Source organism: Synechococcus sp. YX-04-1 (assembly GCF_030546365.1).
Taxonomy (GTDB): Bacteria; Cyanobacteriota; Cyanobacteriia; order PCC-6307; family Cyanobiaceae; genus Parasynechococcus.
In genome coordinates this window covers 145,467-161,664 of the sequence record NZ_JAUONZ010000004.1, presented here as the reverse complement: position 1 = coordinate 161,664, position 16,198 = coordinate 145,467, and the positions used below count along the sequence as shown (strand labels likewise).

Annotated in this window: 15 protein-coding genes; 6 read left to right on the top strand and 9 right to left on the bottom strand. The window is 54.7% G+C overall.

Translation table 11 applies throughout. The annotated features are described in order from the left end of the window. Positions 1–32 precede the first annotated feature (32 nt). Positions 33–1,358 carry an aminopeptidase P N-terminal domain-containing protein gene (locus Q3Y53_RS08710; RefSeq protein WP_303535130.1) on the top strand — a complete coding sequence of 442 codons (1,326 nt, stop codon included), beginning with the start codon at positions 33–35 and terminating at the stop codon, positions 1,356–1,358. 12 nt (positions 1,359–1,370) lie between these two features. Here Q3Y53_RS08710 and Q3Y53_RS08705 read toward each other — a convergent pair whose 3' ends face one another. Then, positions 1,371–2,516 (bottom strand): calcium:proton antiporter, encoded by a 1,146-nt coding sequence (locus tag Q3Y53_RS08705; protein WP_303535128.1) that lies wholly within the window; start codon positions 2,514–2,516, stop codon positions 1,371–1,373. Beyond that, positions 2,513–3,274: a TIGR01548 family HAD-type hydrolase gene (locus Q3Y53_RS08700; RefSeq protein WP_303535338.1), complete on the bottom strand. Its 762-nt coding sequence runs from the start codon at positions 3,272–3,274 to the stop codon at positions 2,513–2,515. Before Q3Y53_RS08700 ends, Q3Y53_RS08705 begins: the two co-directional genes overlap by 4 nt. 63 nt (positions 3,275–3,337) lie before the next feature. On the opposite strand from Q3Y53_RS08700, the gene Q3Y53_RS08695 reads away from it, so the two are divergent. Beyond that, the gene (locus tag Q3Y53_RS08695) at positions 3,338–3,853 is read left to right on the top strand and encodes a 30S ribosomal protein PSRP-3 (protein WP_226401915.1); all 516 of its coding nucleotides are present in this window, start codon (positions 3,338–3,340) and stop codon (positions 3,851–3,853) included. 163 nt (positions 3,854–4,016) lie between these two features. Here Q3Y53_RS08695 and atpC read toward each other — a convergent pair whose 3' ends face one another. Continuing rightward, positions 4,017–4,427 (bottom strand): ATP synthase F1 subunit epsilon, encoded by a 411-nt coding sequence (atpC, locus tag Q3Y53_RS08690; protein ID WP_303535126.1) that lies wholly within the window; start codon positions 4,425–4,427, stop codon positions 4,017–4,019. Between the two features lie 71 nt (positions 4,428–4,498). Then, a complete protein-coding gene (atpD, locus tag Q3Y53_RS08685; protein WP_226425158.1) occupies positions 4,499–5,962 on the bottom strand; it encodes a F0F1 ATP synthase subunit beta in 1,464 nt (487 codons plus the stop codon). A 222-nt stretch (positions 5,963–6,184) separates the two neighbouring features. On the opposite strand from atpD, the gene groES reads away from it, so the two are divergent. From groES to Q3Y53_RS08670, 3 genes are all read left to right on the top strand, one after another. Next, a complete protein-coding gene (groES, locus tag Q3Y53_RS08680) occupies positions 6,185–6,496 on the top strand; it encodes a co-chaperone GroES (protein ID WP_226401909.1) in 312 nt (103 codons plus the stop codon). 78 nt (positions 6,497–6,574) lie between these two features. Beyond that, positions 6,575–8,206 (top strand): chaperonin GroEL, encoded by a 1,632-nt coding sequence (groL, locus tag Q3Y53_RS08675; RefSeq protein WP_303535122.1) that lies wholly within the window; start codon positions 6,575–6,577, stop codon positions 8,204–8,206. Between the two features lie 155 nt (positions 8,207–8,361). Next, positions 8,362–8,781 (top strand): hypothetical protein, encoded by a 420-nt coding sequence (locus tag Q3Y53_RS08670; RefSeq protein WP_303535336.1) that lies wholly within the window; start codon positions 8,362–8,364, stop codon positions 8,779–8,781. Positions 8,782–9,037: 256 nt separating this feature from the next. Here the strand turns inward: Q3Y53_RS08670 and Q3Y53_RS08665 are convergent, their stop codons facing one another. The 3 genes from Q3Y53_RS08665 to Q3Y53_RS08655 all read right to left on the bottom strand — a co-directional run bounded on the left by Q3Y53_RS08665 (position 9,038) and on the right by Q3Y53_RS08655 (position 13,015). Then, positions 9,038–10,066, bottom strand: a complete 1,029-nt coding sequence (locus Q3Y53_RS08665) for a hypothetical protein (RefSeq protein WP_303535120.1) — start codon at positions 10,064–10,066, stop codon at positions 9,038–9,040. Between the two features lie 205 nt (positions 10,067–10,271). Next, positions 10,272–11,672: a hypothetical protein gene (locus Q3Y53_RS08660; RefSeq protein WP_303535118.1), complete on the bottom strand. Its 1,401-nt coding sequence runs from the start codon at positions 11,670–11,672 to the stop codon at positions 10,272–10,274. A gap of 182 nt (positions 11,673–11,854) precedes the next feature. Then, positions 11,855–13,015, bottom strand: a complete 1,161-nt coding sequence (locus Q3Y53_RS08655) for a hypothetical protein (RefSeq protein WP_303535116.1) — start codon at positions 13,013–13,015, stop codon at positions 11,855–11,857. Positions 13,016–13,227: 212 nt separating this feature from the next. Between Q3Y53_RS08655 and Q3Y53_RS08650 the strand changes: the two genes are divergently transcribed. Next, the gene (locus Q3Y53_RS08650) at positions 13,228–14,265 is read left to right on the top strand and encodes a hypothetical protein (protein WP_303535114.1); all 1,038 of its coding nucleotides are present in this window, start codon (positions 13,228–13,230) and stop codon (positions 14,263–14,265) included. A gap of 10 nt (positions 14,266–14,275) precedes the next feature. On the opposite strand, the gene secG is transcribed toward Q3Y53_RS08650, so the two are convergent. Together secG and gpmI are read right to left on the bottom strand one after the other, a co-directional pair. Beyond that, positions 14,276–14,506, bottom strand: a complete 231-nt coding sequence (gene secG, locus Q3Y53_RS08645) for a preprotein translocase subunit SecG (protein WP_303535112.1) — start codon at positions 14,504–14,506, stop codon at positions 14,276–14,278. After that, entirely contained in the window at positions 14,506–16,143 is a 1,638-nt protein-coding gene (gene gpmI, locus Q3Y53_RS08640; protein WP_303535109.1) for a 2,3-bisphosphoglycerate-independent phosphoglycerate mutase, read from the bottom strand. Before gpmI ends, secG begins: the two co-directional genes overlap by 1 nt. Positions 16,144–16,198: the final 55 nt, after the last annotated feature.

Here is a 16,198-nt window from a genome sequence, read left to right as displayed (position 1 = left end):
TGCCATCCTGTTCTCCTGAACGCACTGTTGCTGTGAACGGCTTCGACTCCGGCATCCACGCGCGTCGTCGCGCCCTGTTCATGGAGCAACTCGGCGCCGCCTCCGCGGTGATCCCGGCCGCGGCACTGGCGACCCATCACGCCGACTGCGAGTGGCCCTTCCGGCAGGACAGCGATTTCTTCTACCTCACTGGTTTTGATGAACCGGACGCGGTGGCCCTGCTGCTGCCGCATCGACCGGAGGGCGAGCGCTTTGTGCTGTTCGTGCAGCCCAAGGACCCGGCAGCTGAGGTGTGGACTGGCTTCCGCTGGGGTACAGAGGGAGCGGTGGAGCGCTACGGCGCTGATGTGGCCCATCCGCTGGATCAGCTGGGCGAAAAACTGCCGGAGTACCTCGCCGGTGCTGAAGCCATCGCCTTCCGGGTGGGCCGCCACACATCGGTGGAGTCGATGGTGCTCTCGGCCTGGGGGCGGCAACTTGATACCTATGCCCGAACGGGTACTGCGGCTCTGGGACTGGTGGCGCCAACGCCAATCCTGCATCGCCTGCGCCTGCGCAAGGAGCCCCATGAGCTGGAGCGTTTGCGTGAGGCCTGTCGCATCTCCTCAGAGGCCCACGAGCTGGCCCGCTTGATCACCCGCCCGGGCATGAACGAGGCTGAGGTGCAGGCGGCGATGGAAGCTCACTTCCGGAGCAATGGGGCCCGTGGACCGGCCTACGGCTCCATCGTTGCTGGTGGTGATAACGCCTGCGTGCTGCATTACACCGCCAATACGGCCCAGCTTCAGGACGGTGACCTGCTGCTGATCGATGCCGGTTGTTCCCTGGAGGACTACTACAACGGCGACATCACCCGCACCTTCCCGGTGAATGGTCGTTTCACGGCGGAGCAGCGGGATCTCTACAGCCTGGTGTTGGCGTCCCAGGAGGCTGCGGTTGCCGTTGTGGCTCCCGGCGGTACCGCTGAGGCGGTGCACGACACAGCCCTGCGAATTCTGGTTGAGGGCCTGGTGGACCTAGGCCTGCTAATCGGAGATGTGGACGGCATCATCGAGCGAGGCGACTATCGACATCTGTACATGCACCGAACCGGCCATTGGCTGGGTCTTGATGTGCATGACGTGGGGGCGTATCGGCTCGGTGAGCAACCTGCGCCGCTGGAGCGAGGCATGGTCCTCACCGTTGAGCCCGGCTTATATGTCAGCGATCGCCTCAGCGTGCCGGAAGGACAGCCTGAAATTGACAATCGCTGGAAAGGCATCGGCATCCGCATCGAAGACGACGTTGCCGTGACCGAGACCGGCCATGAGGTGCTCACGGCGGGTGCCCTCAAGAGCGTTGCTGCGATGGAGCGCTGAATCAGATCGTGATTAGCTCACCAGCTGCAGGGCCACCCAGACCACGCCCACGGTGAGAAGCATTAGGCCATCAATTTCACTGACGCGGCCGCTGATCGGCCGCACCAGGATCAGCGTGAGCACCAACAGCACTGACTCAAGTGGATCCAGCCCAAGGATCACATCTGTGCCTGTTAATTCGCCGATTGCCAGTACCGCGGGCACCGTCAGGCAAAGGGTCGACAGGGATGAGCCATAAAGGGTGTTGAGCGAACGCTGTAGCTCCCCCTTCCCTGCGGCCTGCAGGGCATTGAGAGCTTCCGGTGCCACCACCAGTAAGCCCACCAGAAGTCCGCCGAGGGAGCTGGGCAATCCAAGGTCGTTGATACCAGTTTCGATCAGGCTCCCCATCGATTCCGCGATCAGCACCAGCACCAAAAGGCCTGCCGCCATTAGGACGCCGCTCGAAAGGATTGAAGTCTGGGAGTCGTCAGCAGAGCTGTTTCCCATGGACAAGGTCCCGGAGCCCAGGGGCTGATTGCTTTCAATGAAAAGGTTGCGGTAGCGGCCCACCTGGCCGCGCAGAAAAATCCCGTAGAGGCTGATCGACACAAACGTCAGCAGCCAGTTGATCGGCAGGGAGTAGTTGGCTTCGAAGCTGTCCTGGCTGAAGTTGGGCAGCACCAGTGCCAGAACACTGATGGTGGTGATCAGATTGATGTAGGCACTCGAACCGCTCTGATTCACAGCCGCCAGCTCCTCCGGCTGCATCGGCTGGGTGCGCCCCTGTCGCTGCACCCTCGCCGCCACGATCAAGGTCATGCCCTTGACCCCCGTGAGCACGATCATCAGCACCGAGAACATCGAGTCGCGGGCCAGGGTCGGGTTGCTCTCACCCGTCAGCATCGTGGAGGCGATCAGGGCCAGTTCAATCACGATCACGGACCCTGTCAGCACCAAGGTTCCCAGCGGTTCCTCGAGGCGCTCTGCCAGTTGATCGGCATGGTGCGCCACCCCCCGCGCCATCAGAAGCACCAGCAGACTGAGCAGGGCAAGGCCCGTCAGCACGGGCAGGGCGGGCTGCAGCAGCAGCCAGTCGAGCAGGTTGGTGGTCGCGAGGCCGACCAGGGTCAGCAGTCCGATCAGCAGCGGAGTTTCGCGGAGAACAGCTGCCCTCACGCCGTGGCTCCCTCCCAGGACAGCAAGGCTTTGGTGCCCGTAAGCACTTGATCAGCGCCGGCCTCCCGCAGCCGTTGTTCATAGGTTTCGCGCGCCGCAGCCTGCTCTGCGGTTTGCAGGTGAGGCGGCGCCACCGCAAGACTTACAAAGTGTTGTTCCGGCCAGCGTTTGCGGGCTTGGATCACCGTATGGACATCGGCCACGGTGTCGCCGAGATAGGCCACCTGCGCTACCTCGCTATCCGCTCCGAGGGCTTTGGCCAGGCGGATCAAGCCTGTGGGGTCCGGTTTGTCGGGGGCATCGCCCATCGCGATCAGGGGCGGGTTCTGGAGCCCCAGGCGCTGCTGCAGAACGAAGCGGGCTGAGGGCGGCTCAGCCCCGCTCACAAATCCCCAGCGCAGCTTGCGCTCCGACAGCGTGGCGAAAAAACTGGCGTCCACCAGAAGAGGCTCATCGCCGATGAAGCCCGTCCATTGGCTGGGGTCCCCTTCCGGATCACCCCCGAAGTAAAAGCCGCTGAAGACATCGATCAGCGCGGCGCGATCCGGCAGCTCAGCACCATGGCGCCGCAGCAGTTCAAGGCTGGCGTCCCAGTCGTTGTTCCAGGCTCCTTCGGCCTTCAATGCATCGATGGCATCAGCGCTGGGCTGCCAACCGCAGTAGTGCTGCACGGTGCATTGGAGGGCCCGTCGGTAGCTGCCTGCTACATCGCGGATTACACCATCGATGTCGAACAGCAGGATGGTTGGGGATCCCAGAACGTCTGACGGGGAGCGGCTGGTAGGTTAGTTGTTTGTAGTTCTGTCTTGAGCGCTGACACCATGACGGTCACCGAAGGCGCTGCCCCTACCGACCAGGAGGTCGCGACTCCGTCCGCCGACGCGGCTGAAGGCGCCACCCAGGCAGCTGAAACCACTGAAAAGCCTGCAGCCACCGAGGGCGAAGGTCGGCCTGTGCTGAAGGGCGCCGCCGCGGCTCTGGCTACGGCCACCATCGATGCCGATGGTGTTCCTTCCGGTTACACCCCCAAGGCCGATGAGGGCCGCTTCCTGCTGAAGATCCTCTGGCTTCCTGACAACGTGGCCCTCGCGGTTGATCAGATCGTTGGCGGTGGCCCCAGCCCCCTCACCTCCTACTTTTTCTGGCCCCGTGAGGATGCCTGGGAAAGCCTGAAGACCGAGCTGGAAGGCAAGAGCTGGATCACCGACAACGAGCGGGTTGAAGTGCTCAACCAGGCCACTGAGGTGATCAACTACTGGCAGGAAGAGGGCAAAGGCAAGAGCCTCGACGAGGCCAAGGCCAAGTTCCCCGACGTCACCTTCTGCGGTACCGCCTGATTCCGCTCCGCTTTTTGGCTTGTCCACAGAAACCTGCTTTCGGGCAGGTTTTTTTGTGCCTGCCACCTAGCGCTCTGATTAAAGACCCAAAAACCACCATTAAAAAAGCCAGGGGCGGAAACCCCTGGCGCGTTGAATGTCATCCCTGGAACAGGTGGATGAATCAGTCGGCTGTTTTGCTGGCCTGAAGACGAGCGCGAGCTTCATTCAGCTGTTGCTGGGCTTTGAGCTTTTCCGGAGAAGCCGGTTGGCCTTCCATGCCAGCCACCACGGTGGTGGCTTTCTGGAAAGCGGTCTCGGCGGCAGCGCCATCGATGGCGCTGCCCAGTTCGGCCTTGTTCACCAGAACGGTGACTTCATCAGCATCCACTTCGGCGAAACCACCCATCAGGGCGATGGAGTTCCAAGCACCGTTGGCACGCACCCGAAGCACGCCAATGTCGATGGCGGTGAGCAGGGAGATGTGGCCAGGCAGGATGCCGAGTTGACCGGTGGTACTGGGCAGGATCACCTCGTCGGCGCTGCCATCAAAGACGTTCTGGTCTGTTGCCAGCACGCGGAGGGTGAGGGACATGAACCTTGGTTCGAAAAGAGAACGGACTGTCGAGAACGTGATCGGGGGTGTGATTCACACCCCCGCAGTGATCACTTGGTTTCGGCGGCGATCTTCTCGGCTTTGGCTTTCACTTCCTCGATGTTGCCCACCAGGTAGAAGGCGGCTTCGGGAAGGCTGTCCAGCTCACCGGCAAGGATCTGGTTGAAACCAGCGATGGTTTCCTCCAGCTTCACGTACTTGCCGGGCATGCCGGTGAAGATCTCGGCCACGAAGAAAGGCTGGGAGAGGAATTTCTCAACCTTGCGGGCACGATCCACGGTGCGACGGTCGTCTTCCGACAGTTCGTCGAGACCCAGAATCGCGATGATGTCCTGCAGTTCCTTGTAGCGCTGCAGGGTGGACTGCACGGCGCGGGCTGTGCGGTAGTGCTCGTCACCCACCACAGCTGGCTGCAGCATGGTGCTGGTGGAATCCAGAGGATCCACGGCGGGATAGATGCCCTTGGAGGCCAGGGCACGGTTCAGCACCGTGGTGGCGTCAAGGTGAGCAAAGGTGGTGGCCGGAGCGGGGTCGGTCAGGTCGTCAGCAGGAACGTAAACGGCCTGGATCGAGGTGATCGAACCTTCAACGGTCGAAGCAACGCGCTCCTGCAGTGCACCCACGTCGGTGCCGAGGGTGGGCTGGTAGCCCACAGCAGAAGGCATGCGGCCCAGCAGTGCAGAGACCTCGGAACCGGCCTGCACGAAGCGGAAGATGTTGTCAACAAACAGCAGCACGTCCTGCTTGTTCACGTCGCGGAAGTGCTCCGCCATGGTCAGAGCGGAGAGACCCACGCGCATACGAGCGCCGGGGGGCTCGTTCATCTGGCCGTAGCAGAGGGCCACCTTCGACTTGGAAAGGTCGTCAGCGTTGATAACGCCGGATTCCTTGAATTCCTCGTAGAGGTCGTTGCCCTCACGGGTGCGTTCACCCACACCACCGAACACAGACACACCGCCGTGCTCCTTGGCGATGTTGTTGATCAGCTCCTGAATCAACACGGTCTTGCCCACACCGGCGCCGCCGAACAGTCCGACCTTGCCGCCCTGGCGATAGGGAGCCAGGAGGTCGATCACCTTGATGCCGGTCTCGAACACCTTGGGCTTTGTCTCAAGCTCAGTGATGTTGGGGGCATCCCGGTGGATGGGAGCGGTGGTTGTGGTGTTGACGGGGCCCTGCTCGTCGACGGGCTCACCCAACACATTGAAGATGCGGCCGAGGGTGCATTCGCCCACGGGCACGGAAATCGGTGCACCGGTGTCGACGGCTTCCATGCCGCGCACCAGACCGTCGGTGCCACTCATGGCAACGGCACGAACCCGGTGATCACCCAGAAGCTGTTGAACCTCAGCGGTCAGGGCGACGTCATCGCCTGCGGGGTTTTTCCCGACAATGCGCAGAGCGTTATAGATCTTGGGCAGTTTCCCGGCGGGAAATTCCACGTCCAGAACCGGGCCGATCACCTGACGGATCACACCCTTGGTGCCAGCAGATGCAGGAGCAGAAGCGACCATAGGAAGGAGAGTTGCGGGAACAGGCGCTACGCGCTCGGACCCATTCAGAGCGGCGCAACCTTACCACTGCTGTGGTTGCTCCCTATTGGTTCGGTCACCCGCACAGCTGGAGGTCTGGCCTGAGGGCTGGTCGGTTGAATACGTTGGCACTCATCGGCATCGAGTGCCAACTCGCGTCGATGCTTGGCGCATTGCGCCCTGTCCCTGCTCCTGCAAATACCCATGGCTGCTGTTTCTCTCAGCGTCTCGACCGTCAAACCCCTCGGCGATCGCGTGTTCGTCAAGGTCTCTGAATCCGAAGAGAAGACCGCCGGCGGCATCCTTCTGCCTGACACCGCCAAAGAAAAGCCCCAGGTGGGTGAAGTGGTTCAGGTGGGCCCCGGCAAGTGCAACGACGACGGCAGCCGTCAGGCTCCCGAAGTTGGTGTGGGCGACAAGGTCCTCTACAGCAAGTACGCCGGCACCGACATCAAGCTCGGCAGCGATGAATACGTACTGCTGTCCGAGAAGGACATCCTGGCTGTCGTCAACTGAGATCAGCCCCGCTGAAATTGCGGCTTGAGTCTCAACTCAGCCTTTCTTACCCATTCTCTTCATTAGGAAACGCCTTCCATGGCAAAGCGCATCATCTACAACGAGAACGCCCGTCGCGCTCTCGAAAAAGGCATTGACATCCTCTGTGAAGCCGTCGCCGTGACCCTGGGTCCCAAGGGTCGCAACGTGGTGTTGGAGAAGAAGTTCGGTGCACCTCAGATCATTAATGACGGTGTCACCATCGCCAAGGAGATCGAGCTCGAAGACCACATCGAGAACACCGGTGTTGCTCTGATCCGTCAGGCCGCCTCCAAAACCAATGACGCCGCCGGTGACGGCACCACCACCGCCACCGTTTTGGCCCATGCCATGGTCAAGGCGGGTCTGCGCAATGTGGCTGCCGGTGCCAATGCCATCACCCTGAAGAAGGGAATCGACAAGGCTTCCGATTTCCTGGTCAGCAAGATCAAGGAAATGGCCAAGCCCATCTCTGACAGCAACGCCATTGCCCAGGTCGGCACCATCTCCGCTGGCAACGACGAAGAAGTCGGCAAGATGATCGCCGATGCCATGGACAAGGTTGGCAAGGAAGGTGTGATCTCTCTCGAAGAGGGCAAGTCCATGGAGACCGAGCTCGAGGTCACCGAGGGCATGCGCTTCGATAAGGGCTACATCTCCCCTTACTTCGCCACCGACACCGAGCGGATGGAAGCCGTCCTCGACGAGCCCTACATCCTGCTTACCGATAAAAAGATCGGTCTGGTGCAGGATCTGGTGCCCGTGCTGGAGCAAATCGCCCGCACCGGCAAGCCTCTGCTGATCATTGCTGAGGACATCGAGAAGGAAGCTCTCGCCACCCTGGTGGTGAACCGTCTGCGGGGCGTGCTGAACGTGGCTGCCGTGAAGGCTCCTGGTTTCGGTGATCGCCGCAAGGCCATGTTGGAAGACATGGCTGTGCTTACCAACGGTCAGCTGATCACCGAGGACGCTGGTCTCAAGCTGGAGAACGCCAAGCTCGAGATGCTGGGCACCGCCCGTCGCATCACGATCAACAAGGACACCACCACCATCGTTGCCGAAGGCAATGAGGCGGCTGTCGGCGCCCGCTGCGAACAGATCAAGAAGCAGATGGACGAGACCGACTCCACGTACGACAAGGAGAAGCTGCAGGAGCGTCTGGCCAAGCTGGCCGGTGGCGTGGCTGTGGTGAAGGTGGGTGCGGCCACCGAAACCGAGATGAAGGACAAGAAACTCCGTCTCGAGGACGCCATCAACGCCACCAAGGCGGCTGTTGAGGAAGGCATCGTTCCTGGCGGCGGCACCACCCTGGCTCACCTGGCTCCTGCCCTCGAGCAGTGGGCTGCCTCCAGCCTGTCCGGCGAGGAGCTGATCGGCGCCAACATCGTGGCTGCTGCTCTCACCGCTCCGTTGATGCGTATCGCTGAAAACGCAGGTGCGAACGGCGCTGTTGTGGCTGAGAACGTCAAGGCTCGCGCTGGCGCCGAAGGCTTCAACGCTGCTTCCGGCGAGTACGTCGACATGCTGGCTGCCGGCATCGTCGACCCCGCCAAGGTGACCCGCTCTGGTCTGCAAAATGCCGCGTCCATCGCTGGCATGGTGCTGACCACCGAGTGCATCGTGGCTGATCTTCCCGAGAAGAAGGAAGCAGCTCCTGCTGGTGGCATGGGCGGCGGCGACTTCGACTACTGATGTAGTGCGGGTGGTCGAGCGACCACCCGATCACGCCAACTCAAGTCATGCCAAGAGGTCCTGTGGGGCCTCTTTTTTATGCTCGGAAGCTGTCTTGTAAGGCCTAGGTTGTACAAGACATGTGGCTTGTGGGGGGGCGGTGTCAGTTGCAGGCCATGAAGGTTGTGAGGTGCATCTCTGCACCGGTTAACGTCTTGCTACGTATGGTTGTGTCGGGACAAATGCCCCAGCGCCCCGGTGCCTTTGCCGCCCAGTTTGCTCCTGAGACGCTGCAGCGTTTCAAAGACCTCTGCCGACAGCAAGACAAGGCCTACTCCAAGGTGTTGGAGCGTCTTGCACTGTTGTACGTCGAAACCAACGGTGCAGTTCTGGCCGATCGTTCTGCTCCAGTTGGTGCAGCCCCAGGCGTTCAGAAGCGTCAGGTGCAGGTGGAAACTTTGCAGAACAAACTGCTTGAAGACTTGCTGAAGAGGGTCGAGATTTTGGAAAAGAAGGACGTCAAAATGTTGTACGAGCTTGATCGGGTCTATAAAGAGTTGGCTTTTCTCAAATCAGGGTTACAAAGTCCTGGCTGACTTAATTTCTATCGCTTGATATCAAGTTCAATGGGGTTTGCCTGAATTGAGAAACGATTTCGTTATTCCTTTTGATAGGCCACGCTTTTCAGTAAAGGGGATAGAAGGCTTGTGTTAAAAGTAAGATGAAAAAGTGGTGTGAATTCTGGAGGCAAGAATGACTATAAGAAGTAGGTCCTTATTCCAATAGTGCTTGGTATTTGCTGCAGTTCTTTTGATACTGATCTATGAATTGTCTGAAGTTGGCTGTGTAGATTTAACTCTTTTGTGTTGCCTGTGTTGCGAGTAGGGCGGCGCATTTCGCGATTGAATTAATAACATCGCGAGGATTTGAAATTGGATCAGAGAACTTTAGCGATTCTTCTGCAAAAGAGGGGCCTAGTAGTTTGTTCATTTCTTCCTTGAGTTGCTTGTATTGCTCTTTTATTAATTGGAATTCAACTTCAGTAAGTAAAAATCGGTCTCCCTGAAGCCTATCAAGGCCTTGCCGCAAAAGCTTGAAATTATTTTTACTGCACCGTTTTCGACTTTGCTCTGCATGAAACTCTTTATTGATGAGATTCATGGCACGCACTTGTGGGTTATTAAGAGACTCATTGCTACGAAAGCTGGAGTCATGGCGTATTGATTCCCAACTCACAGGAATGCCGAGTTGCTCAAGACAGAAAGCCGCAGGCCCATCGGGGTGAGCCAGGGCTGTTGAAAAAGGCTGGAAATTAATATTTTCCCTAAATACTTTTTGAAGAGTTTCGATTTCTCCAGAGCGACTTGGCAATAGCCTCGTGATGGCCCGCTTGCGATGGGGCTGATCCAGCCCAACCAAGGGATTGAATTTCCCGGATTTGATGTTCTCCTGCATTGCAGAGCATGCATAGGAGTAAGGAGGCCTCACTAAGGCTAAAACCTTCACTTTGAAGCCAAAGGTTTTGAGGTCTTCAAGGAGACGTAGGTAATTCTCCTGTGGCCATGCACAAAGTGCTTCACCACTGTAGAGAAGATCATGCTCTTGCTGTAAAGCCTTGATCTGAATCTCTTGGTTGATTTGTCTTAATTCGCTTCGGCCTGTTTGCTTGGATTTTTTCCCCGTACTTTTCGCTATGCCCCGCTTGTAAATCACCGACAATGGACTTGAATGATTACAGCGATTTTCTTTTTCAGGTGAATAGACAAATTGTGGGTAAAAAACACCTGCTTTCTTGAGTTCATCACGATTGCCCCCACATATTTGTTGGAATGTTGTCGTTGCGGTTTTATGAAAACCAATATGTAAGTAGCAGGTTTTCATTTGCTTCCAAGTGAATTTAATATAATTCTATCAAAGCGACGATCTATGCATTGCCTAGTTTTATTCGTTGTGTAATTATCTATTTTTAGCAATTTTCTCTCGGCTGGCCTTGGGTGGTGCTTTGAAAAGATTGTAGTTTCGGCGGCTATGCCTCTGCTTTTTTTCTGATTCTTGTTTAGAGCAGATGGGCATCGTGGCGCTCACCCTATTCATTCAACTTCAACATTTCTATAATCATGTTGATTACAATTTCAATACTGATGCTGTAACTGATTAATCCCGTTCCTGATCGCTCGGCTCTCTTGCCTTTGGCAAATAAATTACCGACATCCTTGACAAGTGATTTGTCGACTAATTGCACACTTGTGTTGTTAATGCCCATGGGGAAAACACAATGCTTCTCATTTGAATGAAGGATGCCTGGCTTTTTGCAGAACCGATGCGGAACGAGCTGGCCAGCGCCAGCATTGGCAATGAAAAAATCAGCAGATTCACATCGTTGAATTTTTTTTCGATAGGTTTGGCCTACCAGGCAGATAACAGAAGCATTTGAAAAAGATGACAGTTTCTTTTGAATTGAATCGACTACTTCAAGATCTTGGTTGACGGGCGTCTCCTTGCTTCCTTGTATCGGAACATATGCATTGTCTTCATATTGCGTAAATCCATCAATCAAAAATACAAACGAATCGAACCAAGGGCTCAGTCGCTCAACAAGAGTTGGAAGAAAATCTTCTTGTTCGACCCAGATTCTTTTCTGGCCTGAAATTCCAAACCAAAGTGTAAGAGTTTTCTTTTTGCCCGATATTTTCTTGATTTGTTTGATAAATTGTTTCCATCGATAATTTATTATGCCACCGCGCAAGCTTTTCAGGCTGTCTTGGTAGACAACGTTCTCCATTGTCTCGGTGTATTCGTCAAGCTTCATCCCCATTTGATTGGATCCTATGACCAAGGGGAATATTGAGAATTCAGGTTTATTTTTCCTGTTGCCAGTAGCATTTCTGCTCAAGTATTTAGGGCTGAAAAAAGAATTTTTACTGACGACTGGTTTTTTCGTCTCTAAATGCACCATCCATTTGAGTTGGTCGTAAAAGTGATGGTATGGTCTTGTTTGATCAAGCAAGTACCCAGAAAAGATTGCCTTTTTATTTTCATGCTGTTTCGAATTCTTCCTGGTTTCTTTTTTGAGAACTCTCTTGACTGAGTTGAGAATTGTCTTGTCGCTGATGGATGACTGATGTTTTCCAGAGTATGTCGTCGAAAAAAGAGCATCAATGAATGATGTGCATTGGCATAAGATCCATTGGTTCTTATTTTGTGAATCACTAAAAAAGATAAAGTTGCACATTCCTTGTCGTACGCTTTTGACTGGGAATGTATCTACGGCGTCCATGAAGGGATGAGGTAAGCAGGGTGACCCCTTGTCCTTGTCGATTGCTTGGATGATCTCGAGGATTGGTTGAACTTCTTTATTCTCAATGGAATGAATAATCTTTTTCCATAGTGGGTTGCAGACTTCTTGGGACAGTGTGTTGGGTAATTTTTTGGTTGGGATAATGAATTGATGCTTAGCTGATTGCTTCCTGCCAATATTTTTTTTCATTGCCTTGTTCTACTGCTTTCAGTGATTATACATCCTTATTGCTCATGTTATACCTGTCTTCGATCTATTTTATGGGCTATGGCGCTTTGGCATATGTGGTTACTTGTTCGGATGAATTAATCTCGTTAACTCTGAAAATATAAAATGAAGGATTTCCGTTTCAAGTTTTGCTGCCTCGAGGATTACGGTTTTGCGAGTTCTTTGCGTGCTCGCTCCAGCAGCTGTGCAAGTTTTTGGCCTTGTGGTCGATTCTCTTTGGCGACTTCCAAGAGTTCAACTTCCGTGGTTTTGGATACTTGCCCCGACTGGCTTAAAGCGATGATTGCATCGACAGTGTCGTTGGAGAGTTTTCGCTTTGACTCATTGGTTAATGTTTGGAGCAGTGTATCTCCCATAAGACTTACGGAAATGGCCTCTTCTTCGCGTATTTTCTGGGCTTGTTCTGGTGAATCCACCTGAGCTATTTCTTGGTTGAGATTTGCAAGTGATTTCAACTGTTCCTTTGAGTCTAGGAATGCATTAATGGTCTGTAGGTAAGGATCGTTTGTCTCATAGACTTTTTGGAGCTGCTGCTTTGCGATTTTGCATTGCTGTGCTTCAAGTTTTGGTTGATTTTTAATTAATGCATCTGAAATTCTTGCGCTAATCCAGGGGAACCTGCTGAAGTAAAGAGCATTAATCGTGATCAGAATCTCAAGCTCTTTGCGGCTCAGGCTCCTATTGATGATGGCTCCGGCCATCTGGCTTGTGGGATAGAGGTCTTCTGCGCCGATGAGTTTGAAAATCAATTGGGAAATATCGCGTTTGTGCTCTGAGTAATTGATGATCGTATTTGTGATGTTTGACTGAGCTATTAATTCAATGACTTCAGCTGCTTTTGCATGATGTGATGAAACAAAATGCCTGGCTCTCACAAATTGTTCCAGTGGCATTGCATCACCATGCCGCTTAACGCGTTGTTGGTATTCCGAAGACAGCATCTCTTCGATCTCTCGGACCGCCAAGATGATGTGTAGGTCGATATGAGTTTCCCAAGTGCTCTTGTTTTGAATCAATTCTGGAACTAGCCAGAATAGTGATTCTGAGCTCAAGATTATTTTTGAATTTTTGTAGTTGTTTTTTGCTATTTCGAGTAATTGATTGGTCAAGCTTACTTCGGACGTGGGCTCCCAATTACCGGATGTGATTTCAAGCCTAGATGCTCGGTCTCGAAGAGATTGCTGGATGGGGTAATTGATACCTCGCTTGGCTAAATCTTCCGAAGCGATTGCTAGTGCGGACTGGATTGCGGAGGTTCCAGTTTTTCCGTGGCCGATGTGCAGGAAAAGTTTTGTTTTTTTCACTGCACTCCTTGATATCCCTCTTACTTTAGCATCGTCTCTGATGTGGTTGTTTACAGGGTGTCGTGAAACTTTTGGGCATTGCGTTTAGCCACTATTTTGCTCTAATCTTTTCTGAAATAGGGGTTTCGAGGTCTTAGATGGCGCGAAGGCTGGTCATTCATGTTGGGGCTCAGAAGTGTGCGTCCTCTTCGCTGCAAGCCTCTCTTCGTTTGGTGGCTCAGGCGTCGAAGGGTGCTCTGGGATTTTGCTTTTTGAATCCTGCTCAACTTCGCAATGCTGACCAAGCTCTACAGCGGAATCGTGACACCGCTTTTGACTATATTGATCGCGTTCTATCTGCCGAGTCAGGCTCGCAGGTTGTTGTGAGCCATGAAATGCTTGGCAATCGCCCAGCATTGGTGTGTTCGATTGCAGAGCGTGCTTTGGATCAGCATGATTTTGATCATGTTGTGATCTCTGGATACTCAAGATTGCAATCTAGTTATCATATATCTGCTTATTCTCAGTGGTTTTTTCGCGACAGGAAGAAACTTAACGAGGACCTAAAGATCTTGGCTGGTTATAATCTGGATTGGAGAAAATTTACGGCGTTAGAGCGAAGTCTTCTTGCGCTGTCTCTGGTTGGCCAGGATCGCAATTGGTTTGGTAACTATCAACGTTTTTGTGGCGGTGTTAAGAGGCTTGGTGGTTCAGTCAGTGTCGTGAGTTCACACATCCCAACACGATCTCTCCCTTATTCCCTGCTTGCACACTTCCTGTCTTCGACAGGGCTGTCTTTGGAGCTTGATGATCTCAGCTCATTCGATGTGCGAAAGAATCTTTCCTTCAATCAGGCATTGATTCATGCCATGTCTGCCCATCTCAGTGCTCTTCGACCATGCCAGCAGTCGTTTTTCCCAGGACCCCATGAAGGAAATCGCTGGCTCTTCCGTGTGTGCAGTCGACTCTCAGTTGCAGATCAATTGATGGCTGAATTTGATGCCTTGTTTTCGCCTTGTCTCCAACAGTCGCTTGTTGGGCACCTTGACAGCAGAGCATCCTCAAGTAACCAGCAGTATTGCGAATTGATGTCTGTCGACTTCAACTATTTCAAGCCATCTGATCAGGCCTCGCTACTATCGGAAAACGAATTGATTGCTCTGGCTGGTGATATCGCGCAGAGTCGGAATTCGGAAGATATTGAGCAATTTAACGGCCAGGTTGAAAATGCCTGCATGCAGAGCATGCGTGCTGAAATTGTGAGTTCCTAAGCGGGTTGATTCAGTTCAGCCAACCTGCACTCAGGATCACGGCCAAAGACAAAAACAATGCCAGGCATATCCATGTCAACCGGTTCAGCGTTGCCTCCGCACTGCTGGCGCTACTGAACATGGAGCTGCCGCTCGCCGCCAACCCACCCATGCCATCACCTTTGGGGCTATGCAGCAGTACCAAGACGATCAACAGAAGGCCGGTACCGATCCAGCTCCAGGACAAAATTGAGGTCAACATCAGACGGAAATAGGAAGGCGAGCGGTCTTGGGGGTGGGATCCATGTGGGACATGGGTGCAATCAGGCTTTGGCCGGTCATGGCCGCCGGTTGAGGTAGATCGAGAATCTGCAGCAACGTCGGAGCGATATCGGCAAGGCCTCCGTTATCGCGGAGTGTGATCGCGTTGCCATGGCCAGGAAGTTTGCGCCGTTCTCCCTCGATCAGGATCGCTGGTACGGGATTGGTGGTGTGGGCGGTCCAGGCTTGTCCATCCGGCCCTTGCATCAATTCAGCATTGCCGTGATCAGCCGTGATCAGCATGGTTCCGCCCTGACGTCCCACCGCATCCAACAATCGGCCAATGCAGCCGTCCACGGTTTGGATGGCCTCCTTAGCGGCATCCATCACACCGGTGTGCCCCACCATGTCGGGGTTGGCGTAGTTGATCACAACCAGCGAATAGTCCGCCTTCTCAATGGCTGCAATACAGCTGTCGGTGAGTTGCTCGGCCGACATTGCCGGTGAAAGGTCGTAGGTGGCGACCCTCGGCGAGGGCACCAAGTGACGCTCTTCTCCTGAGAGTGGCTGTTCGATGCCACCGTTCATGAAATATGTGACGTGGGGATACTTCTCCGTTTCGGCAGTGCGGTACTGCTTCAGCCCGGCGTCGGCCACCACCTGACCCAACAGTTGGTCGAGCGGCTCCGGAGGGAAGACGACTTGAACGGGCAGGTCTTGTTCCACCTGAGTGAAGGTCACCACGTCTAAATCCGGAGTGTGGCTGCGCTCGAAGCCCTCGAAGTTGCGCAGGCAAAGCGCCTGCACGATCTGGCGGGCGCGATCGGGTCTGAAGTTGAACACCAGAACACTGTCACCGTCCTTGATGACGCTGTTCTGAAGCCGCACCGGTTCGAGGAATTCATCGGTGATTTCCTCGGCATAACTGTTTGCCAGCACCTGGTCTGCAGTGCGGCTGTCAACAGCGATATTTGGATCGGTGTAGAGGTTGTAAGCCTTTTCGATTCGCTCCCAGCGCTTGTCCCGGTCCATGGCCCAGTACCGGCCACAGAGGCTGGCGAGTTGGCCTACGCCGCTTCGGCTCAAGGCTGCTTCTACCTGGCTGATGTATCCCGGTGCGCTTTGGGTGGGTGTGTCGCGACCATCGGTGATGGCATGCACGGCGAGATTGGAGATGCCGCTGTCGGCGGCCCACTGGATCAGACCGCAGAGATGGTCCACATGGCTGTGGACGCCGCCATCGGAGCAGAGGCCAAGCAGGTGCAGGGTCCCGCCCCGCTTTTTAGTGCGTTCGGCCAGTTCCGTCAGCGCTTGGGTGTCGCCCAGTTGATTGCTGCGCACCGTGTCGCTGATTCGCACCAACTCCTGGCGAATGATGCGGCCTGCACCGATGGTGAGGTGGCCAACTTCAGAGTTGCCCATTTGTTGATCGGGAAGTCCCACATGGGACCCACTGGCCTCAATCAAGGTGTGTGGATAGGCATGCCACAGGGCATCCATCACAGGAGTGCCGCTTTGCTGGATCGCGTTGTGCTCGCTTGCGCTCCTGTAACCCCAGCCATCAAGAATGGCCAGAACGACCGGTGCAACTGTCCCGGAGCGTCCTGAACCGTTGGTAGTGCTTTTCCCCACGTTCACCCGCGACCGACGGTTCTTAAGGACTCTTGCAGAATCAACTTAACGCCACGCCAGC